Below are 20792 nucleotides of genomic sequence, written 5' to 3'. Positions count from 1 at the left end.
GGGCGGCCGGGGGGCACGGCCCTATTTTCGGACCCGCTGCCACTGCCAGATCGCGTGGTCGAGGTCGATCGGTGACATTTCTATGTCCTTGGCGGCGGCCGTCACGATCGCACCGGCGAACTCCAGCGTGATGCCCTTGCGCGGCAGCGTTAACGAGTCGGCGACGAATCGGCAGATCATCCGATCCGGCTTCACGACACCTTCAGTGGTGAGCACTGTACCTGCGTCTCGGATCGCTTCGGCCTTCAGCATCCCGCCGCGGGTCGAGGTCCGGTTCCAGTTCCCGATCGCCTCCGCCCAGCCGTCGGGGACGCGCAGCTCCTCGAATGTCGCGAGGAGTTCGCGCACACCGTCGCGGTTCGGGTCGCCGCCCTGCGCCCGGCGGTAGACCCGGTAACGGTCGACCACCTTCTCCACGCTGGAGTACTTCACGCCCGTCGACTGCACGCTGTCGACGATGCAGAGGGCGAGGCTGTCGCGGTAGCCGTCCGGGGCTTTGGCGCCGCGGAACTGTTCGCAGCGGGTGATCAGGGTCTGCAACTGCTCGGCGGGGTGGGTCACGGGCGCAAGCGTTGCACGGCTGGGCAACAGGGGGCAGGCCGGAGGCGGCCCCCGACTCGCTAGTTGGGCATAGGCAAGATTCGCGGGGGGATGGCGTCCGCGAACAACCGTTCTCCTACCTCCCGGCCTGCTCGCCGGTGCGCGGACTCATCCTTTCCGGCCCCGATCCGTTGTTCGGCGGTCTCCCCGTTGTCACTCAGATCGACCTGCCGCGGCAAGGGGGGAGTGCTTGGCGTACCGGTGATTAGGGTGGGAACCAAGATGTCCGCGACGAAATCGTGAATCTGCCCAAGTTCCGCTCCTGGCGTTACCCATACCGCGCTTTGGGCGCGCTGGACATGGACTGCTGTCCGCGAGGTCACCTCCACCGGGGTGCCTTCTTCCACGTCGCTGGCAACGACGTCGCCCACGTTGATCACTTTCCACCCCAGGTCTTGGGTCATGAACGGCAGGTCGGCACGGGTCGCAATCGACCTGCACATGACGGGGCGGATCATGCGGTGCTTGTCCTCATTCGAGTATCCCTGCAGCAACAGCAGTGGATGAACCCCATCGTGGCCGGTGCCGCCCACCATCTTCGCCAGGCCGATTGGGATCGACATGGTGACGGTGCGGTCCGCAAAGGGCTGCGCACTCGCGATCCGCTGGTTGAGCGTGGTCCCAGGACCCAACTCGGGCACGTGCTTGGCGACCTTCTTCGACCACCCCGCAAAGCTGTCAGCCGATTGGCATATTGGCATTTTTACTTGTGTGGCCTGGTTCGACGGCAAGGTCGAGCCGCGTGCTTGTTCGACGAGGTAGAAAACCACATTGTCGACAACCGCGCGCAGGTGATTGACGGCTTCGCTGAACAGCATGGTTATCGCGGGCGGCGTTGGCCGGATTGCGGACACGGCGAGATCCAGCAACCCTTCGTTGTTCCACACCTGCGCAAAGTCGAGTGCTCGGCTCGACCATTCCAAGCACAGTTTCTCCAGCTCGTACTGAAGTTCATCGGCGCGCGCCAAGCGCATGGCCACCGGGGTGAGTTCAGCGGGCAACCAGTCGAGCGCCGATGAAATCTGCGTCACGGGTGACAGTCAACACCACGTCGAACGGGGGCCACTCCGGCTCCAGCTCCTGCAGCCCCGGCTGCACGGTCCACCGCTGCGTGGCGGGTCCTCCACTCCGGCAGCGGCGCGGTGGCCGCGACCGATGCGGAGACACCAGCGCGAAAGCCACGGTGGAACCGGCGTCGGCCGTTAGCCTGCTGTTCGTGCCGTGCTGGGTGGACTCGCTACTTCACTGGTTATCGCAGCATTGGGGCGACGTTCTCCCGGCCTGGCTGGCGGTTGTCGTCGCCGCACTTTTCGGCGTCCAGTCGTGGCGGTCATCTCGCCGGTCAGAAACCGCGAAAGCCGCCGCGCAAGCTGCCGAGTCCAGAGCCACCAAGGCCGCTGAGGCGGCATCCGCAGCGGCGGCTCGGTCAGCCGATGCTGCCGAGCGGTTGGCCACTGCTCAAGAGGCGCACATCGTCCTTCTGCAAGATGCAGCCGACGCTGAAGATCGGAACCCGTGGCGGATCGACCGCACAGGTAACGCGATGGATTTCCGGCTGACCAACGGCACCAGAACCCGAAAATATGCGGTGGTCGTTACCGGCGAGCCCACAGTCCGTCCCGCCGACGTGTTTATCCCCGGGGGTGGGGGATACAACCGCTTTGACGTGGTCGACGGGCAACAGGCCGTAAGGCTGGGGCTTTTCGTATCAATGCAGACGGCAGATCGCACTGTGACGGTGAACTGGCACCCGACGCCCGACCACAGCGGTGACGCCTGGACCCAACGAATCGGCCTTCCGTAGCCTCGCAAGCACGAGCTGCGCCCACGCGTCGGTGCGGATCAGCCTTTCTCGGCCAGATAGCGGTAGAGCGTCGGAATCTTGACGTCGAGGGCCTCGGCGATCACCGGTACCGGTTCGCCGCTGGCCCGCATTCGCTGGGCAAGGGCCAACTTGTCGTCGCTGATGGCGCGAGGCCGCCCAATAGGCAGGTTGCGAGCCTTCCTGGCCGCCTTGGCCGCCGCCCGCCGTTCCCGACCAAGCTCCAGTTCGAGCTCGGCTAGGGACGCGAGCACTCCAGCGACCATGCGCCCGGTCGCGTTCGATGTATCGATGCCTTCCCGCAGCGAACGCAAGATGATGTCGCGCTGGCCCAAGTCACGGATGGTGGTCATGACCTCGGCCGCGTTACGGCCCAGTCGGTCGATACCGACGACCACGATCGTGTCGCCGGGCCGAGCGTAGTCCAGCAATGTGGCCAGGCCGGGACGCTGTTCTTTCGTGGAGGTGCCGGTCAGCTTGTCGGAGTAGATGCGTTGTCGGCTGACCCCGATGCTGGTCAGCGCGTCCGCCTGAGCATCGAGGGACTGGTGGCCGGTGGATACCCGGGCGTAACCGAGGAGCTGACCGGTCTCGGGGGCAAAGAGGGGAGCAGTCACGCCGCCTATCATATCTCAAAATAACGAATCTTGGACTTTAGATAAGAGAGGACTTTTGAGATTCTTGACCTCGGAAAACGTTGCTGCCGTCGATGTCACCGGATAGCCTCTCGAAACTAAAGAATCGAGACACCGATCGGGAGCATGGCAGTTGGCACGCTCGTCACTGACGCGCAGCCTGCAGCGATGCTCGCGGCCTGGCACCCCCCGGTGGTACCGACGTTATTCATCGCCTAGACGGGGAAGTGGCCCATCCGGGTTCACTACCGTCCACTGTATTGCGGGCAGTAGACGGCGATCGAGCTTTCGACCATGGCGGCCACCTTCTCCTTGCTGGGCTTGTCCCAGCGTTCCTCCTGGTCCCGGTACATGTCGTCGATGGTCTGCTGCTTCGAGTGATCGCCCAGATAGTCGCAGACGTTGTGCCCCATCTGGATCACCCCGGCGCGGTCTTTGATCGTGAGCCCGGCGTCTATTAATCGCTGCACGAAGACCACATCGGGGTCGGGCGGCGCTGGCTGGGCGGGGACGGGACGCCGATCCGCTTCGTTTGCAGGGTGTGATGTGTGTGTCGATGGGGCGGCCGACGTGCTGTGCCCGGCAGCTGGCCTTCTCGCGTCTCGGATGCCGTCGAGGCAGCCCTGCATGTAGTCGCCTGAGTCGATCTTGGGATCGCCGCCAAGTTTCACATCCTGTCGGGCATCCAGGCTGTCTCGGCATATCTTTTCGGGGCTCATGCCGCCCTCATTGATCAATTCGTCCAAGAACGTCGGGTCCGACCCGTCGTGATATCCGATCTTGTAAGAGTCCGAGTGGCCCGAGGGCAGACCGGGCGAGACAGTCAGACCAACGAAGACGGCAAACAACAGCCATATTGCCCCGAACGCTGCCCCTGAGACCGCTAACCAACGGCCACGCTGATGCGTCTGGCGAATATTCGCCAGCGCGACGACTCCAAACGCCACCCCTGCTAGTGCAACAGCTGTGAAGGCATAGAAGACCCAGCCCGGTGGTCCGAACCCGACTCCAATCCCCCCGATCAATCCTAGGATGAAAGACGAGATCGCCCAACGGCTTCGGCGCGTCTCGGCACGTTGTTCATCTAGTTCCTGCACCTGATCGGGCCGTTCCGACGGCGCACCATCAAGCACGGCCGAGGCCGGGGCCACCTGGGTCGGGACGTAGTTGAGTTCGGGTGCGGGAGCCGCGAGCGTCGCTGCCCCGGCGGCGGCGATTGTTGCGTGGCTGACCGTCGCTGGCAATGCCGCTCGCCGAGCTGCCTGGGCAAGTTCCCTGGCGGTGGCGTAGCGCTCGTCGGGGTCCTTGGCCATGCCGGTGGCGATGACGTCGTCCAGTGCTGCGGGAACGCTGCCCCGGATAGCCGAAGGTCGGGGAGGTGGGTCGAACATGTGGCCCGTTGCGATCTGCTCCAGGCTCTCCCCTGGAAACGGCTGTTGTCCGGTCAGCGCTTGGTGCAGTACGCAGGTCAGCGCGTAGACATCGGAGCGGGCGTCGGCTGTGCCGGTCCGAAACCGTTCTGGGGCCATGTACGGCCATGTACCCAGTGTCATGCCGGTGCTGGTCAATCCGGTCTCCCCGGCAAGGCGGGCGATCCCGAAGTCGATCAGGTAGGCGAAGTCGTCTTCGCCGACAAGGACGTTGGAGGGTTTGACGTCACGGTGGACAAGGCCAATACCATGGGCGGCCTGCAACGCTGATGCGACCTGCTCGATGATGGCCACGGCCCGATCGGGTGCTAACGGACCGTCGGCGAGCAGGGTTTGGAGGTCGTGGCCGTCGACGAGGCGCATGGCTACGAACAGACGGTCGTTGATTTCGCCGAAGTCGTAGATCGGCACGACGTGCGGTTCGTTGAGGCTGGCCGCCGCCTTGGCTTCTCGCAGGAAGCGCTGCTGGAACCCCTCGTCACCAGCCAGATGCGCGGGCAACACCTTGACCGCCACGGTCCGCTCGGTGACGGTGTCGAAGCCCCGCCAGACCTCTCCCATGCCGCCACGGCCCAGCACCTCGACCAATCGATATCGCCCGAATGGCGTGCCCTCCATGCGGTTTCCTTTCTAGGTGGTGTGGCTCATCAGTAGGGTCTGCCGACGATTGGTTGCCGCGCTACCGTTGGTAGCGGTGCCTGTTGGGCCGGTGCGGACCGCCGATCGGCCTCAGATGAGGGCCTCCGCGCTAGGGGCCTACCTGGGGGGTGGTGCAGTCGACTTTCTCGCGTCGCGGATACCGGCAAGGCAGCCCCGCACGTAGTCGGCCGGGTCGATATTGGGATTGCCACCGAGCTTGACATCACGTCGGGTATCCGACATTTCCCTGCATAAATGTTCGGGACTTTCCCCGAACTCGTTGATATATTCCAAGAACTTTGGCTCCACTCCCTCGCGATAACCGATGTTGTAGGAGTCCGAGCGGTCCGAGAACCGTCTGGCTACTCCGTCTGGTCCGATGGTGAGGTCGGGGCAGATCTGAGCGTTCGCGGCGTTGAGTAGGTGAGTCGCGTCCGCTTGTGGGGTCTGTAAGTGGCTGGCGATATCCTTGACGACATAGTTGGACGACGTCCCGCCTCGGAGCATGTTGCAGGTGCCGCGTCCGATGCGTAGCAGGGTGGCGTCGTCGGCGGAGTAACCGGGGCGGACGAGGGTCAGATACGTAGCCTCGCCTCTGCTCAGCGGTGGTGGGGTCGGGCCGTCATAGGGCACGCAGTCGAGTGGATCTTGGCGTGCACCGCAGTAGCCGGGATCCATTGGACCCGGTTCTGCTGAGCAGATTCCGGCTCCGAGCAGGCCTGAGGTCAGGGCCGCGCAAATCGCGAGCCCAAGGCGAGTGGTTCTGGTCATCGCTACACCTATGTGTCGTGGTTGAGTTCGGTGTGATGCCGGTTCTGCGAGACACGTCGGATGCGTGTAATTGCTCGCGTCATGTCAGTTGGGCAGGTTGTCGGTGTTTTCGTACCAGCGGCCCATCTCGCTGCACAGCAGAGGCAGGCCCTCCGGAGACTGCGCGGTCCCCTGACTTCTGCTGCAGTACGTTCCCGGGTCTCGGACCCCGATTAGCGGCGGCACTGGTATCCAATGGCCCTGCGACGGCCTTTGGTAAACCGTAAAACAGACGTAGGTGTGGCCGTGAACATCGCGGCCGAACGGGAAATGTCGACGAGGTGCGCATGCCGCTTCGGCAGCCGCCACCTTCCTGAGGTTTGGTACGTCCGTTTCGGGTGGTAGCTGTGCCTGCTGCGTCGGGGCGGGCCGCCGATCCGCTTCGGTTGCAGGGAGTCTCGACTGATTCCGCTCGCGGATCACGGCGAGGTAGCTGTTCATGTACTGGGGGCATTCTCCGTATACGGCAGCGTCGATGACGCCTTTGGTAAACGAGCTCCGACCCCAGGAAGCTAGGTCGTGGAGCATCCCGTCGATGACGTCGCTGCGCACCCCATAGCGGTCGAAACTGGAACAGACGAATGCCCTCTGCTTCACGGGGTCGGTGATCGGCTTTGTTGGGTGGACGTACTTGTCGTTGGGGCCCGCCACCGACGTCGCGCACGAGACACTAAGTGCGACTCCGGCCGTTGCGGCAGCCAGCGCGATACCGATGAACAGCTTGTCGATAGAGGTCATTGTCCTGATTCCCGTCAGGTTCTCGGGGGTCGATGACTGTGGTGTGGCGCGCGAAACTCAGCGGCCGTCACCGTCGGGTCCGTCTACACCATCAACACCCGGCGGTGTGCCGTTCCCTCCAGCGCCGCCGCTACCGCCGCTACCGCCAACTCCGTCGCCGACACCGGTGCCGCCCGCACCGCCATTGCCGCCGTCGCCGCCTGCGGCGTGCTGACCGTCAAGGGTGAGCCCGCCGTTACCGCCCTGACCGCCGAGACCACCCTCACCGGCTGCGCCGTAGTGGCCAGCGATCTGGCCCTGGCCTGGTGTGCCACCCTGTCCGCCGACGCCGCCATCGCCGCCTCGGCCTCCGCTACCAGCTGGCCCTGTCGGATTAGTACCGCTCTCATTGGCACCGTTGCCGCCCCAGCCACCGGCACCGCCTGAGCCGCCCGCGCCGCCGTTGCCCGCCACGTGGCCATCTCCACCGCCGCCACCGGTACCGCCGACGCCGCCGACGCCGCCGTCTCCACCGTGGGGGCTAGCCCAATAGGTCCCCTGTAGTCCGTCATCGCCCTGTCTGCCGGTCCCGCCGACGCCACCATCACCGCCGTGGCCGCCGTTGCCACGAGTGATGCCGTCGACTTCCAGGCCGCCACGGCCACCGTTGCCGCCCGCGCCACCGTTACCGGGGCAAGACAAGCAAGTAAAAGGGCTGCCGGAGTTGCCGGACACACCGGTGCCGCCGGTGCCGCCGTTGCCGCCTCGACCGGCGACACCGTTGATCCCGTCAGCAGCGCGGACACCGCCGAGGCCCTTACCGCCCGCTCCTCCTGCACCGGCGTTACCTCCGTTGCCGCCGTCTTGACCCGCGTAGCCGTGGGGGTGCTGCTCAGGCCCACCGATCGTCGAAAAATCGCTGTAGAAACCGTCGGCACCGTCTGCACCCTGTCCGCCGACGCCTCCGTTTCCTCCGTTACCGCCTACTCCACCCGTTCCTTGATCGCCTGCTCGACCGTCGTTGGCCAGCAGCCCACCCCGGCCGCCGCCTCCGCCGAGACCGCCATTGCCACCGTTGCCGCCGCTACCTCCGTTGGTCCCGTCTCCGGCTACCGCACCTGTTTGAGAGAGCCCGGCTACGCCGTCGGCTCCGTCGCCGCCGCGACCACCCGTACCGCCGTCACCGCCGTGGCCGCCTGCGCCGAAGAGTTGTCCGCCAGCACCGCCGACGCCACCGGCACCACCGTCGCCGCCAGCGCTGCCCGAGCCGCCGTGAAGACCACTTAGCGGGCCATCGACGAGGGCGGCGCTTGCACCGGCCCCTCCGCTGCCACCCGTGCCGCCAGCACCGCCAGCACCGAACAGGAGCCCACCCGCACCGCCAGCGCCACCCGTGCCGCCATCGCCACCCAGACCGGCGTGAATACCAAGAACGCCGTCGCCGCCGTTACCGCCGTTACCGCCGTTGCCACCGTTGCCGAAGAAGTAGCCGCCGTTACCGCCTGCACCACCGGCTCCGCCGTTGCCGCCGAACTGACCGTCGCCGCCGTTGGTGCCGTTGCCTCCGTTGCCGAACAGGAATGCGGCGTTGCCACCAACACCGGCGGTTCCGTTGATCGGACCCGAATTTTCGGCCGCGAAGGTCGTGATCGATGTGTGAATGCTGCCTGCGTCCGCCGACCCGGCGTGTCCGCCGTCGCCGAAGAGCCACCCCGCGTTGCCGCCGCTGCCGCTGTAGCCGTATCCGTTGCCGCCGTCGCCGAACAGTAACCCGGCGTTCCCGCCATCGGGGTTGTCGGCGGTTCCGTGAGCGCCGTCTCCGATCAGATACTGCCCCGATGCGGAGTTGACGAAGTTGGCGAAGACTTGGCCGTCAGAGCTGTTGATCCAGGTGTCGATGGAGTCGTGCAGCGGGGTGTAGAAGTACTCGTTGAACACGACCGCTCCGAAGCCGGGGTCGTCCAAGTTCAGAAGCAGGGCATCCCAATTGTCCTGCAGGATCAGGGTGTCCCATGCCGCGCCGAGGGCGTCGGGGTCTGACCAGGTCGAGGACTCGAACAGCGAGGCCACCGTATCGATGATCACGTCACCAACGTCGGCCTGCGCGGTGGGCGCGGTCAGCGGCGTCATCCCAAAAGCCAAGAAAGCGCTGACCGCACTTCCAGCTCCCAGGACACGATGCTGCGCCCTGCTGTACCGACTCGACGAACGACGTTGTTCGACAGTACGGCGACCGCTCATGCACAGCTCCTTGCTGGGGGAGTCAAACCTAGAACCACTTGCCTGCCAGAAACGAGGTCGTGAAGTCGACGGAACTCCCGACCTAGTTCACAGTTTCATTAAAACTATCTGAAGTTTCTATAATTGACTAGTTGACCTGTTTTATGGAAGCAAGTCCACATGAGCAATCGTGAACGGGTCCGCTGACAATACAGGCCTGATACGCATGGGTGCAACATGCATGGGTGCGTTGCGCTCTGGCCGATTTCGCTTGAGCCGTATGTCGTTGGACACCGTGCTCGACGACCAACCCAACCCAGCCCTCAACGAGACCACCCGTGTTTTCGGGGAACGGGTCCGCGACCGCCGCACGGTACTTGGCCTGAGCCAAGAGTCCGCTGCCGTCCGCTGCGGTATTCACTGGACGCAGCTGGGAAAAGTCGAACGCGGCCAGCGCAGCCTGCGGCTAGAAACCATCGTCAAGATCGCCGCAGGACTCGACATCGATCCTGGCGAACTCGTCAGCCAACTCCCCATGCCACAACCTTGACCCTGTGGCCGCGAGACCTCACCACTCCACCGTCACCGGGCTGTAGTCTCCGCGCTTCTGGCGGCGACGCTGCTCATCCTGGACCCAGCGACGTGCGGCGGAGGCACGAGACTCGTGCCACTGCTTTGGCGGCTGTGGCTCACCGATCCAGCCCTTCTCGGCGGTCATCAGGTTCGGCTCCTGTCGCGGTTGTTCACCGGCCCGCGCTGCGGAGGTGCTCTTGCCATCACCTGTTGGTGCGGGCCGCTTCGTCATCCGAGCCACCCACAAGCGTGGCGTTGGCGTGCCGTCCAGTCGGAGCTTGGCGACGGCAACTCATGAAGCCCTTTCAGGGTACCGAGACGAGCCGACAAGGACCCGACGCGAACGGGAATTACCCGGCCGCCCTGAGACGGCCGTCCTCGACGCCCTGGGGTTTTGCGCGCCCTCCCGGCGGCTGGGTGATTCCCGCCAAGACGGAGTCCGTCAGGTACCACGGCCTTTCGACCCGGGTCGGGAGCAATCCGGCGAAGTCCTCCAGTCGGCCGATCTCCCGGCGCAGGTCATCGACCGTCGTGCCTCGCGTCACTCCGCCAGGCCATCCTGTAGTCGTCGCAAAGTTGGGCACCAGCAAGTAACACACAAACGACACAAAATTGTTGGTGCACTGAGTGTTCGACGCGCCGGGGCCGAACCCGCGCTAGCCCCCGCTCAGTCCGGCCAGCCACCCACTCGGGTCGTCAACCCACGCCGCCGGGATGCGGAGCTTGCGTCCGTCTCGGATCACCGGACACTGCTCGGTGCGAACCCACCGCCGGATGGTGTTGACGTCCTCGCCCAGACGCCGGGAGGCCTCGCCGGGTGTCAACCCTCGTTCGCTGGTGGCCTCGGTTCCGGTCATAGTTACCAGCGCACCGATCTGCCCCCACATTTCCCCCACATTTTGGGTCTAGCAGTGTCTATCTGAAGCTATCTCGATACACCTTAACCAGCAGGTCAACGCGGTTTATAGGATGGCTACCTGCATGGGAGTTAGGGTTCGAGTCCCTCCGCCCGCACAAAATCTCCAATCGATTTCGCCATGTCGCCAGCGCCTTGCCGGTGCGAGAATGGACGTCGTCGTCCTCGCGATTGGTGCAGCATCATGAACGGAAAAGCAGTCTTCGCCACCTTAAGCGCGGTACTGGCCGGTGTCATCGCAAACCCGCCGCCGACGGCATTCGCCGACGATCCCAGCGATGAGGATCAGGTGTTCTTCGCCGAGCTGGAACATGAGGGACTTCACCCCGACTACGCCAAGCAGATCTGCGGCAGCGCCAAGTGCGAGTCGCTGGGCGATCTGCTGGTGCAAGAAGGACATGCGGTCTGTTCGGCATTGAGCGGCGCGCCGCGGCTGGTGCCGATCTCGGTGATCGCACACCTGCAGGTGACACCCGCAGAAGCGCACGGCGTCATCACCGCGGCCCGGCACGCCTATTGCCCGCAATCGCCGGACCCGTACGCCAGGACTGCGTGAGCCTCACGGCTCGCCGGCAACAACAACCCGCGCCTGCGCCTCACCGAGGGCCCCGAAGTCGCGGGCGTTGCGGGCATTGACCACCACGCCCAACGCGGCCAGCGCCCAGATGACGTACTGCACGGCCCAGGCCAGCCGGAAGGCCGAGAACGAGAAGCCGCCCGCCATCGCGATCACGATCCCCATCGCCTGCATGATCACCAGCGTGGCGATGAAGCCGCCGGTGTTGACCATGCCCTGCGCGGTGCCCAGCGCGGCCGGCGGGTTGTAGGTGCGGGCAAAGTCGAATGCCAGGATAGACACCGGCTGGCCGGCCGATATCACCACGATCAGCAACGCCAGCAGCCAGTGCGGTGCGGGGGAGGGCAGTGCCAGCAGCACAGCCCAGGTGCAGGCGGTCAGCGCGATCATCGCCAGCACCAGACCCGTCCGGTGCTGGGGCCGGCGCGCGGACAACGTGCCGACCAACAGGCCGACAACGACGAAGGTCGCCACCGACAGTGTCAGGAACGCACCGGCCAGCGCGCGTGAAAGCCCCTGTGCGGTAGTCAGGTAGGGCACGCCCCACATCAGCGCGAAGACGTTCGCCGAGAACGGCGTGCCGAGGTGGGTGAAGAAGCCCAGCTTGGTGCCCGGCCGGGACCAGACCGTCTTCACCTCACCGAACGCCGCCCGAAACGTCCGCGGCTGCATGGCGATCGGCGCCCCGGGCGGAGCATCCCGGCACACCGCGAGGGTCAGCGCGACCGCCAGCACCCCCAGGGCCGCCGCCGACAGGTAAGCCGCAGTCCAGCCCTGGTGCAGCAGAATCGCCAGAAACGGTACCGCCGAGAGCAACTGGCCGAACTGGCCGCAGATCCCGGTGAGCTGGGTCAGCAGTGGGACGCGTTCCGGCGCAAACCAATTGGGCAGCAATCTGATGACCGAGATGAACACGAACGCGTCGCCCAACCCGACGACGCCGTACGCTCCGATCGCGATGGGCAGCGAATGGGTCAGTGACAGCGTCAATTGAGCCGCCGAGAGCACCGCGACGCCCGCCGCGATCATCGCCTTGGGGCCGAACCGGTCCAGCAGCACTCCGGCCGGAATCTGCATCGAGGCGTACACGATGAGTTGCAGGATCACGAACGACGACAGCGTGCTCGGGCCGGTGCTGAACCGGTCGGCGGCGTCTAGGCCCGACACCCCGAAGGTAGTGCGGTCCAGCACCGCGACCACATAGGACAGCAAGCCGGTGCCCCATACCGCCCAGGGACGCCATGAGCGATCCGTGATCTGCAGCTGTGTCACCCGGCCATCCTGCCCTGTGGTGGTGAGACGCCGGTGCTCGACGGGTGCTGCCGTATCGTTTGGCGCGTGTTGGTTTCGCGGCGCGACGTGCTCAAATTCGCTGCGACCGCTCCGGCCGTGATCGGTTTGGGCGCCGCGGCATCGGCAGTATCGGCCACGACGGCACGGGCGGAGCCGTTGGGCATCCTGCTGGACTATTCGGCCGGCGTCCTGACCGCCGCAGAGATCCGAGCGGCCGGTGCCGTCGGCGCCATCCGTTACGTCTCGGACCGCCGGCCTGGTGCCGACTGGATGCTCGGGAAGCCGATCCAGCCGGCCGAGGCGCACGATCTGCACCAGAACGGCCTGGCGATCGTCTCCTGCTATCAGTACGGGAAACAGGCGACCGCCGACTGGCTGGGCGGTCAGGAGGCCGGCGTCGAGCACGCCCAACGCGGCTCGCACCTGCATGCCACGGCGGGCGGCCCTGACGACGCCCCGATCTACGCCTCCATCGACGACGACCCGTCCTACGAGCAGTACCGGGCGCAGGTGGCCCCCTACCTTCGCGGCTGGGAATCGGTGATCGGGCAGCAACGTACCGCTGTGTACGCCAACTCCACGACCATCGAGTGGGCCGTGCAAGACGGCCTGGGTTCCTATTTCTGGCAGCACAACTGGGGGTCACCGGGCGGTATTGCGCACCACGCGGCCAACCTGCATCAGGTCGAGGTCGACAAACGCAAGGTCGGCAATGTCGGTGTCGACATCAATCAGATCCTGACGCCCCGGTTCGGTCAGTGGGCCTGACCCACGCCCGAGACGATGGGGCACCGACTGGGCGGCCCGGCGGCCGCTCGTCGGGTGGCGCGGATCACGGTGCCGGGTTGACACTGCGTCAGTGGCTGTCTACGACAGCCTGACCCGGCCGGATTCGAACATAACGATTAGATAACAATGCAGCCTTGATCAGGGCTGTTGTGGCTACTCGACCGTAACCCCGCGCATGCAGGACGTTTGTTCCCCGACGATCGAAGCGTGGTCCGAGCGCGTGATATCCGCAGGTGGGTTACCCGAGCGTAGAACTCATGAGTAACCAATTAGCTGCCGAAACGGCACAGGTTCTTATGACACTCTTACTGCTGTAGCGCGGCCGCGACGACGCGAGAGCCCGCTGCCCGATCGGGGCCAAGCCGGTCATGCCGGCAGGCACAACAAAGACGCGATGTTCCAGAGCAGGGAGATATCTAACGTGACGATCCACGAACATGACCGGGTGTCCGCCGACGGGTCCGGCCCGGGCCCGTTCGCCAACGCCTCGTCCGCCCTGGTGGATCGCCTCACGGCCGGCGAGCCGTACGCGGTGGCCTTCGGCGGTCAGGGCAGCGCCTGGCTGGAGTCCCTCGAGGAGTTGGTCTCCTCCGCCGGCATCGAGACCGAGTTGGCCACGCTGGCCGGCGAGGCGGACCTGCTGCTGGAGCCGGTCGCCAAGGAACTCGTCGTGGTCCGGCCGATCGGCTTCGAGCCGCTGCAGTGGGTGCGTGCGCTGGCCGCCGAGGACCCGATCCCGTCGGCCAAGCAGCTGACCTCGGCCGCGGTGTCGGTACCGGGCGTGTTGCTCACCCAGATCGCCGCGGTGCGGGCGCTGGAACGCCAGGGCCTGGACCTGGCGGCCGCCCCGCCGGTCGCCGCTGCCGGGCACTCGCAGGGCGTGCTGGCCGTCGAGTCGCTGAAAGCCGGCGGCACCGCCGACGTCCAGCTGCTCGCGATCGCCCAGTTGGTGGGGGCCGCCGGAACGCTGGTGGCCCGCCGTCGCGGCATCTCGATCCTCGGGGACCGCCCGCCCATGGTGTCGGTGAACAACGCCGACCCGGAACGCATCCAGGAACTGCTGGAAGAGTTCGCCACCGATGTGCGCACTGTGCTGCCGCCGGTGCTGTCCATCCGCAACGGCCGGCGTGCGGTCGTCATCACCGGCACCCCCGAACAGCTGTCACGGTTCGAGCTGTACTGCGAGCAGATCGCCGACAAGGAGGCCGCTGAGCGCAAGAACAAGCTACGCGGCGGCGCGGTCTTCGCGCCGGTCTTCGAACCGGTGCAGGTCGAGGTCGGATTCCACTCGCCGCGGCTGTCGGACGGCATCGAGGTCGTCGGTAAGTGGGCCGCCCAGATCGGCTTCGACGCCGACGGCGTCGCCCTGGCGCGCTCGATGGCCGAGTCGATCCTGGTGGACCAGGTCGACTGGGTGGACGAGATCACCGCGCTGCACGACGCGGGCGCCCGCTGGATCCTGGACCTGGGGCCCGGCGACATCCTGACCCGGCTGACCGCACCGGTGATCCGCGGCCTGGGCATCGGGATCGTGCCGGTGGCCACCCGCGGCGGGCAGCGCAACCTGTTCACCATCGGCGCCGTGCCGGAGGTGGCCCGGCCGTGGACGAGCTACGCCCCGTCGGTGGTGCAGCTGCCCGACGGCCGGATCAAGCTCGACACCAAGTTCACCCGGCTGACCGGCCGGTCGCCGATCCTGCTGGCCGGCATGACGCCGACCACCGTCGACGCCAAGATCGTCGCCGCGGCCGCCAACGCCGGGCATTGGTCGGAGCTGGCCGGCGGTGGGCAGGTCACCGAGGAGATCTTCAACGACCGGGTCGCCGAGCTGACTACGCTGCTCGAGCCGGGCCGCACCGTCCAGTTCAACTCGTTGTTCCTCGACCCGTACCTGTGGAAGCTGCAGGTCGGCGGAAAGCGATTGGTGCAGAAGGCCCGTCAGTCGGGCGCCCCGTTCGACGGATTGGTGATCAGCGCCGGCATCCCGGAACTCGAGGAAGCCGTCGAGCTGATCGGCGAGCTCAACGAGGCGGGCATCAGCCACGTGGTGTTCAAGCCCGGCACCGTCGAGCAGATCCGGTCGGTGATCCGCATCGCCGCCGAGGTGCCCACCACCCCGGTGATCGCCCACGTCGAGGGCGGCCGCGCCGGTGGTCACCACTCCTGGGAGGACCTCGACGACCTGCTGCTGGCGACCTACTCCGAGCTGCGTTCGCAGCCCAACATCACGCTCTGCGTCGGCGGTGGAATCGGCACCCCCGAGCGTGCCGCCGACTACCTGTCCGGGCGCTGGTCGCAGGACCATGGCTTCCCGCTGATGCCCGTCGACGGCATCCTGGTGGGCACTGCGGCGATGGCCACCAAGGAGGCCACCACCTCGCCGGCGGTCAAGCAGATGCTCGTCGACACCACCGGCACCGACCATTGGATCGGCGCAGGAAAAGCCCGGGGCGGCATGGCGTCTTCGCGCAGCCAGCTCGGCGCCGACATCCACGAGATCGACAACACCGCCTCGCGGTGCGGCCGGCTGCTCGACGAGGTCGCCGGTGACGGTGACGCGGTCGCGGCCCGCCGTGACGAGATCATCGCCGCGCTGGCCAACACCGCCAAGCCCTACTTCGGTGACGTCACCGAGATGACCTACGCGCAGTGGCTGCGCCGGTACGTGGAGCTGGCGATCGGTGACGGCGACTCGACCGCCGACACCGCCTCGCCGGACAGCCCCTGGCTGGCCGACACCTGGCGGGAACGGTTCGGCTCGATGCTGCAGCGCGCCGAAGCCCGGCTCAACGAGGTCGAATCCGGCCCGATCGAGACGCTGTTCACCGCCGGCGACACCGCGATCCTGGAGCGTCCGGCTGACGCCATCGCCGCACTGGTGGCCCGTTACCCCGACGCCGAGACCGTCGTGCTGCACCCCGCTGATGCGCCGTTCTTCACCCAGCTGTGCAAGACGCCGGGCAAGCCGGTCAACTTCGTGCCGGTGATCGACAAGGACGTGCGTCGCTGGTGGCGCAGTGACTCGCTGTGGCAGGCGCACGACGCCCGTTACACCGCCGACCAGGTCTGCATCATTCCGGGTATCACCGCCGTGGCCGGTATCACCCGGGTCGACGAGCCGGTCGGCGAGTTGCTCGACCGCTTTGAGCAGGCGGCAGTCGACCAGGTGCTGGCCACCGGGGTGGAGCCCACCCCGGTCACCGCGCGCCGTCAAGGCCGCACCGATGTGACCGGCCCGCTGGCCGTGCTGCTTGACGCTCCCGACGTGTTGTGGGCGGGTCGTACCGCCACCAACCCGGTGCACCGGATCGGTGCCTCCTCCGAGTGGCAGGTGCAGGAGAACCGCGCCGCCACCCACGCGACGACCGGCGCGCGTCTCGAGGTCGTGTCGGATCAGAATGTCGTGCTCAGCGTTCCGTTGTCCGGTGTCTGGATCACCATTCGCTTCACCGTGCCGCCATCGGTCGCTGACGGCGCCAGGGCTTTCTGGTGTTCGTGCTGGCCCTCGGTGTGGTGGTACGCGCCGTCGTGGACAACGGTCTGGGCGACCGGATGAGTGCGCTGCTGCCGGCGGGCGCTGGGCTCGCCGCGCTGCTCGGCGTGGCGGCGGTGGCCGCGATACTGGCCAACCTGGTAAACAACCTGCCCGCCACGCTGGTGTTGGCGCCACTGGTGGCACCCGCCGGCCCGGTGGCGGTGCTGGCGGTGCTGATCGGGGTCAACATCGGCCCCAACCTGACCTATGCCGGCTCATTGTCGAACCTGTTGTGGCGCCGGGTGCTGCGCCGCTATGGCGTCCGGGCCGGTATCGGCGAGTACACCCGGCTGGGGCTGTGCACGGTTCCGCCGACCCTGCTGGCCGCGGTGCTGGCGCTGTGGGCCGGTGCGCGGCTGCTGGGCGCCTAGCCGGTCGCAGGCGGCAGCGGCATACCGGACTCGGCCAGCACCTCACGTGCCCGACTCGGGTAGTCGGTGATGAACCCGTCGACCCCCGCGGCGATCTGCTCGCGCATCGCGTCGGCATCGTTGACGGTCCACGGAATGACCCTGAGCCCGGCGGCATGGGCGCGCTCGACGAAGGCCCGGTCGACGATCCGATGCTCCGGGGACACCACGTCGGCACCGACGGCCGCGGCGCCGGTGATCGGGTCCGGTCCCCGTTCCCACAGCGCGACAAGCGGAATGGCCGGCTCGGCGGCGCGCACCAGCGACAGGGTGCGCCAGTCGAAGCTCTGGATCTCGACGGCGTCGAGCTTGTCACCGGCCCGCACCGCCGCCAGTATCACCTCGACGATCTGTCGCTGGTTGCCGCCGTCGACCTTGGTCTCGATGTTGTAGCGCACGTCGGAGCGGTAGGAGTCGGCCAGGGCGAAGACCTCGGGCAGCGTCGCGATCACGTTGCCGCGCACCACTTCCGCATCAGGGAACTCCGGCAGCGGTTGACCGCAGTCCAGGGTGCGCAGTTGGGCCAAGGTGAGGTCGGCCACCCGCTTGCCCAGGTACGGGTAGTCGGGGTCTTTGGTGACGACCGGACCGGTATCGGCGCACTTGGCGGGCTCGATCACCCGATCGTGCCAGACCAGCGGCTGGGCATCCCGGGTCAGCACGATATCCAGTTCCAGTGTGGTGACCCCAGCTTCGATCGCCTTGGCGAACGCGCGCAGCGACTCCTCGGTGGTCTCGCCGCGCCCGCCGCGATGCGCCTGCAGATCGAAACTCGCCGGCTGCGCCGCGACCGGGGATCCGGCAAGCACCGCAGCCGCAGCCGCCATCGCGACAGCAGCCCGACGGATCACCGTCGCTGGCGGGCGATCTCGGCCAGCACCACCCCGGCGGCCACCGACGCGTTGAGCGACTCGGTGGGCCCGGCCATCGGAATCGACACGATCGCATCGCAGTTCTGCCGGACCAGCCGGGACAAGCCCTTACCCTCGGAGCCAACTACCAGCACCATCGGTCCCGTCCCGTCCAACTCGTCGACCACGGTGTCACCGCCGGCGTCCAGCCCGACCACCTGCAGGCCGCGGTCCGCCCACCCTTTGAGGGTTTGCGTCAAGTTTGGTGCGCGCCCGATCGGGATACGGGCCGCCGCACCGGCACTGGTGCGCCAGGCGACCGCCGTGACCGACGCGGACCGGCGCTGCGGGATGAGCACGCCGTGACCGCCGAATGCGGCCACCGACCGCACGATGGCGCCGAGGTTGCGCGGGTCGGAGATATTGTCCAACGCAACCAGCAGCGCGGGCGCGACATCCTGCCGTGCCGCGGCCAGCAGGTCGTCAGGGTGCGCGTAGTTGTACGGCGGCACCTGCAGCGCGATGCCCTGGTGCAGGCCGTTGGTGGTCATCTTGTCCAGGTCCGACCGGGGGACCTCCAGGATCGGCAACCCGGAATCGGCTGCCCTCGTTACTGATTCGGTCAAACGCTCGTCCGCCTCGGCCCCGAGTGCGACATACAGCGCGGTGGCCGGGATCCCGGCCCGCAGACATTCCAGCACCGGGTTGCGGCCCAGCACGGTTTCGCTCTCGTCGGTGCGCTTGGCGGTCCGATAGGCCCGCTGCTTGGCGGCGCGCTTGGCGGCTTTCGCGGCCGGGTGGTACTCGCGCAGGTGCGCCGGCGGCGTGGCGCCGCGGCCCTCGAGCCCGCGACGCCGCTGCCCGCCGGAACCGACGGTCGGACCCTTCTTGGTCCCGGGCTTGCGCACCGCACCCTTGCGTCTGGAGTTGCCGGCCATCTAGCCCGCCCCATCGAGCAGCAGCGACCACTGCGGGCCGTCCCCGGTGTCGGTGACGTCAATGCCGGCGTCTTTGAGCCTGCCGCGGATCTCGTCGGCCAACTGCCAATCCCGTTCGCTGCGAGCCGTTTCTCGGCGTTGCAGTTCGGCACGCACCAGCACGTCGACCGCCGCCAGTGCCGCCGAGGTCTCGTCGCGCGATTCCCACCGCTCGTCGAGCGGGTCGCAGCCCAGCACGTTCATCATCGCGCGGATGGCACCGGCGGATGCCAGCGCGCCGTCGTGATCGCCCGCGTCGAGGGCCCGATTGCCCTCCGCGCGGGCCCGGTGTACCTCGGCCAGCGCAATCGGCACCGACAGGTCGTCGTCGAGGGCGGCGGCGAACCGGGGCGTCCAGGTGCCGACGGCTACCGCACCGGCCCGGCTGCGCACCCGGTGCAGGAAGTCCTCGATGCCGACGTAGGCGTTGACGGCGTCCTGCAGGGCGGTCTCGGAGAACTCCAGCATCGAGCGGTAGTGCGCACTGCCCAGGTAGTAGCGCAGTTCGGCTGGCCGAACCCGTTGCAGCACAGCCGACATCGACAACACGTTGCCCAGCGACTTGCTCATTTTCTCGCCGCCCAGGGTGACCCAGCCGTTGTGCAGCCAGTAGTTGGCGAACCCGTCACCGGCGGCACGACTCTGAGCGATCTCGTTCTCGTGGTGCGGGAAGACGAGATCCATTCCGCCGCAGTGAATGTCGAACTCAGCACCGAGGTAGGTCCGAGCCATCGCCGAGCACTCCAGGTGCCAGCCGGGGCGGCCCCGGCCCCAGGGCGTCGGCCAGCTGGGTTCGCCGGGCTTGGCGCCTTTCCACAGCGTGAAATCACGCGGGTCGCGTTTACCGGTGGCCGCACCCTCGCCCTGGTGCACGTCGTCGATCTTGTGACCGGACAGCTGACCGTATTCGGGATAGCTGAGTACGTCGAAATACACGTCGCCGCCGCCGGTATAGGCGTGCCCCGACTCGATCAACCGCTCGATCAACTCGACCATCTGGGTGATGTGGCCGGTGGCACGCGGTTCGACCGACGGCGGCAGCACGCCCAGCGCGTCGTAGGCGGCGGTGAACTCCCGCTCGTGGGTGGCGGCCCACTCCCACCAGGGCCGGCCGGCCGCGGCGGCCTTGGTGAGGATCTTGTCGTCGATGTCGGTCACGTTGCGAACGAAGGCGACGTCGTAGCCCCGGGCGGTCAGCCACCGGCGCAGCACATCGAACGCCACCCCGCTGCGGACGTGGCCGATGTGTGGCGGCGCCTGAACGGTCGCGCCGCACAGGTAGATCGACACCTGACCGGGCCGCAGCGGGACAAAGTCACGCACGGCGCCGGTTGCCGTGTCGTGTAGTCGCAGGCTGGGGCGATCGGTCACGACGGGCCAGCTTACCGGGCCGGTGGTGGGCGACCGGCGCGACCGCCTCTACCAGGTATTTCCCAGGAATCGACACTCATGACCGCATCGGTGGACAGGTGGTGACGGGTGGCATATATTGCGGCAGTGAGTAAACGTCTGGTGGCAGTCTCCGGTGCGCTCCTGGCTGCGGCCACAATCGCAGGTACAGGGTTGGCTTACGCCGATGAGCCCACCCCGCAGCCCGACCCTGCCCAGCTGGCCGCGGAAGCCCAGCAGGCGCAGCACGAGCAACTGCAGCAGCAGCAGGCCGATCAGGTCGAGCAGGCCGGTCAGACCGCCACCACCGCCGGCGCCACCACGACCAGCTCGATGGCCACCTCCATCGGCAGCTCGATGGCGATGATGGGCCCGATGATGGCGATGTACGCCCCCATGATGCTCGCGCCGATGCTGATGTCGGGTGTGACCGCTCTCGCCGGCGGAGCCCCGTCCACCGGTGCGGAGGCCGCTGCGGCCGCGGCTACCGATTTCGCCGGTTCGGCGGCGGCCACCGACGCCTGGGGCCTGGCGGCTCCGATCGCCAGTGACCTGGCGAATCTCGACCTGACCCTCGACCCTGACGTGCTGACGGGTGCGCTCACCGAC

The 20792-nt window shown here is 67.0% G+C and carries 18 protein-coding genes, 2 pseudogenes and 1 riboswitch; of the genes and pseudogenes, 7 read left to right on the top strand and 13 right to left on the bottom strand.

From position 1 onward, the window contains the following. Positions 1 to 21 precede the first annotated feature (21 nt). A complete protein-coding gene (locus DQP56_RS09725; RefSeq protein ID WP_112684884.1) occupies positions 22 to 561 on the bottom strand; it encodes a DUF8548 family protein in 540 nt (179 codons plus the stop codon). Between the two features lie 59 nt (positions 562 to 620). Continuing rightward, positions 621 to 1631, bottom strand: coding sequence for a hypothetical protein (locus DQP56_RS09720; protein WP_112684882.1), 1011 nt, complete (start codon positions 1629 to 1631; stop codon positions 621 to 623). 185 nt (positions 1632 to 1816) lie between these two features. On the opposite strand from DQP56_RS09720, the gene DQP56_RS09715 reads away from it, so the two are divergent. After that, positions 1817 to 2404 carry a hypothetical protein gene (locus DQP56_RS09715; protein WP_133258905.1) on the top strand — a complete coding sequence of 196 codons (588 nt, stop codon included), beginning with the start codon at positions 1817 to 1819 and terminating at the stop codon, positions 2402 to 2404. Positions 2405 to 2442: 38 nt separating this feature from the next. On the opposite strand, the gene DQP56_RS09710 is transcribed toward DQP56_RS09715, so the two are convergent. The 5 genes from DQP56_RS09710 to DQP56_RS25570 all read right to left on the bottom strand — a co-directional run bounded on the left by DQP56_RS09710 (position 2443) and on the right by DQP56_RS25570 (position 8783). Next, the gene (locus DQP56_RS09710) at positions 2443 to 3039 is read right to left on the bottom strand and encodes a recombinase family protein (protein ID WP_234825582.1); all 597 of its coding nucleotides are present in this window, start codon (positions 3037 to 3039) and stop codon (positions 2443 to 2445) included. A gap of 263 nt (positions 3040 to 3302) precedes the next feature. Next, on the bottom strand, positions 3303 to 5105 hold the full coding sequence (locus tag DQP56_RS09705) for a protein kinase domain-containing protein (RefSeq protein ID WP_112684876.1): 1803 nt from the start codon (positions 5103 to 5105) through the stop codon (positions 3303 to 3305). Between the two features lie 138 nt (positions 5106 to 5243). Next, entirely contained in the window at positions 5244 to 5897 is a 654-nt protein-coding gene (locus tag DQP56_RS09700; protein ID WP_112684874.1) for a DUF732 domain-containing protein, read from the bottom strand. Positions 5898 to 5981: 84 nt separating this feature from the next. After that, positions 5982 to 6674: a hypothetical protein gene (locus tag DQP56_RS09695; RefSeq protein WP_112684872.1), complete on the bottom strand. Its 693-nt coding sequence runs from the start codon at positions 6672 to 6674 to the stop codon at positions 5982 to 5984. A 57-nt stretch (positions 6675 to 6731) separates the two neighbouring features. Beyond that, a complete protein-coding gene (locus tag DQP56_RS25570) occupies positions 6732 to 8783 on the bottom strand; it encodes a PE family protein (protein WP_165824961.1) in 2052 nt (683 codons plus the stop codon). A gap of 331 nt (positions 8784 to 9114) precedes the next feature. Here DQP56_RS25570 and DQP56_RS09675 point away from each other — a divergent pair, with 331 nt between their 5' ends. Beyond that, the gene (locus DQP56_RS09675) at positions 9115 to 9423 is read left to right on the top strand and encodes a helix-turn-helix domain-containing protein (protein ID WP_435673841.1); all 309 of its coding nucleotides are present in this window, start codon (positions 9115 to 9117) and stop codon (positions 9421 to 9423) included. Between the two features lie 18 nt (positions 9424 to 9441). Here the strand turns inward: DQP56_RS09675 and DQP56_RS24660 are convergent, their stop codons facing one another. After that, a complete protein-coding gene (locus DQP56_RS24660; protein WP_165824959.1) occupies positions 9442 to 9678 on the bottom strand; it encodes a hypothetical protein in 237 nt (78 codons plus the stop codon). Continuing rightward, a riboswitch (SAM riboswitch) is annotated at positions 9635 to 9746 on the bottom strand. It overlaps the preceding gene by 44 nt. Positions 9747 to 10102: 356 nt before the next feature. Next, positions 10103 to 10303 (bottom strand): helix-turn-helix domain-containing protein, encoded by a 201-nt coding sequence (locus DQP56_RS09665; protein ID WP_165824960.1) that lies wholly within the window; start codon positions 10301 to 10303, stop codon positions 10103 to 10105. Positions 10304 to 10546: 243 nt separating this feature from the next. Between DQP56_RS09665 and DQP56_RS09660 the strand changes: the two genes are divergently transcribed. Next, complete coding sequence (locus DQP56_RS09660) at positions 10547 to 10918, top strand: DUF732 domain-containing protein (RefSeq protein ID WP_112684861.1); 372 nt, start codon at positions 10547 to 10549, stop codon at positions 10916 to 10918. Positions 10919 to 10921: 3 nt separating this feature from the next. On the opposite strand, the gene DQP56_RS09655 is transcribed toward DQP56_RS09660, so the two are convergent. Next, the gene (locus DQP56_RS09655) at positions 10922 to 12211 is read right to left on the bottom strand and encodes an MFS transporter (protein WP_234825581.1); all 1290 of its coding nucleotides are present in this window, start codon (positions 12209 to 12211) and stop codon (positions 10922 to 10924) included. Positions 12212 to 12277: 66 nt separating this feature from the next. On the opposite strand from DQP56_RS09655, the gene DQP56_RS09650 reads away from it, so the two are divergent. The 3 genes and pseudogenes from DQP56_RS09650 to DQP56_RS09640 form a co-directional block, all read left to right on the top strand. Beyond that, entirely contained in the window at positions 12278 to 13000 is a 723-nt protein-coding gene (locus tag DQP56_RS09650) for a DUF1906 domain-containing protein (protein ID WP_112684859.1), read from the top strand. Positions 13001 to 13442: 442 nt separating this feature from the next. Beyond that, positions 13443 to 16499 (top strand): annotated as a pseudogene (locus DQP56_RS09645) (fatty acid synthase subunit beta domain-containing protein); the annotation flags it as partial. A gap of 5 nt (positions 16500 to 16504) precedes the next feature. Beyond that, positions 16505 to 16927 (top strand): annotated as a pseudogene (locus tag DQP56_RS09640) (ArsB/NhaD family transporter); the annotation flags it as partial. Here DQP56_RS09640 and DQP56_RS09635 read toward each other — a convergent pair. Genes DQP56_RS09635 through cysS form a run of 3 tightly spaced genes read right to left on the bottom strand, consistent with a single transcriptional unit; the run spans position 16924 to position 20165 of the window. Further along, complete coding sequence (locus tag DQP56_RS09635) at positions 16924 to 17793, bottom strand: glycerophosphodiester phosphodiesterase family protein (protein ID WP_112684857.1); 870 nt, start codon at positions 17791 to 17793, stop codon at positions 16924 to 16926. The pseudogene DQP56_RS09640 and the gene DQP56_RS09635 overlap by 4 nt on opposite strands. 20 nt (positions 17794 to 17813) lie before the next feature. Next, positions 17814 to 18755: a 23S rRNA (guanosine(2251)-2'-O)-methyltransferase RlmB gene (gene rlmB, locus DQP56_RS09630; RefSeq protein ID WP_112684855.1), complete on the bottom strand. Its 942-nt coding sequence runs from the start codon at positions 18753 to 18755 to the stop codon at positions 17814 to 17816. Then, entirely contained in the window at positions 18756 to 20165 is a 1410-nt protein-coding gene (gene cysS / locus DQP56_RS09625) for a cysteine--tRNA ligase (RefSeq protein ID WP_112684853.1), read from the bottom strand. A gap of 126 nt (positions 20166 to 20291) precedes the next feature. On the opposite strand from cysS, the gene DQP56_RS09620 reads away from it, so the two are divergent. Further along, positions 20292 to 20792: hypothetical protein (locus tag DQP56_RS09620; RefSeq protein WP_205868834.1), on the top strand; the 501-nt coding region annotated here is incomplete at its 3' end.

The organism is Mycolicibacter senuensis, assembly GCF_003284925.1.
Classification (GTDB): Bacteria; Actinomycetota; Actinomycetes; order Mycobacteriales; family Mycobacteriaceae; genus Mycobacterium; species Mycobacterium algericum_A.
This window is presented reverse-complemented; position numbering and strand designations above follow the sequence as displayed.

Coding starts and splice junctions, on each gene's coding strand:
- DQP56_RS09705 (WP_112684876.1), bottom strand. CDS start 5,105: ATGGAGGGCACGCCATTCGGGCGATATCGATTGGTCGAGGTGCTGGGC.
- DQP56_RS09700 (WP_112684874.1), bottom strand. CDS start 5,897: ATGACCAGAACCACTCGCCTTGGGCTCGCGATTTGCGCGGCCCTGACC.
- DQP56_RS09695 (WP_112684872.1), bottom strand. CDS start 6,674: ATGACCTCTATCGACAAGCTGTTCATCGGTATCGCGCTGGCTGCCGCA.
- DQP56_RS25570 (WP_165824961.1), bottom strand. CDS start 8,783: ATGACGCCGCTGACCGCGCCCACCGCGCAGGCCGACGTTGGTGACGTG.
- DQP56_RS09675 (WP_435673841.1), top strand. CDS start 9,115: ATGGGTGCGTTGCGCTCTGGCCGATTTCGCTTGAGCCGTATGTCGTTG.
- DQP56_RS24660 (WP_165824959.1), bottom strand. CDS start 9,678: ATGACGAAGCGGCCCGCACCAACAGGTGATGGCAAGAGCACCTCCGCA.
- DQP56_RS09665 (WP_165824960.1), bottom strand. CDS start 10,303: ATGACCGGAACCGAGGCCACCAGCGAACGAGGGTTGACACCCGGCGAG.
- DQP56_RS09660 (WP_112684861.1), top strand. CDS start 10,547: ATGAACGGAAAAGCAGTCTTCGCCACCTTAAGCGCGGTACTGGCCGGT.
- DQP56_RS09635 (WP_112684857.1), bottom strand. CDS start 17,793: ATGGCGGCTGCGGCTGCGGTGCTTGCCGGATCCCCGGTCGCGGCGCAG.
- rlmB (WP_112684855.1), bottom strand. CDS start 18,755: ATGGCCGGCAACTCCAGACGCAAGGGTGCGGTGCGCAAGCCCGGGACC.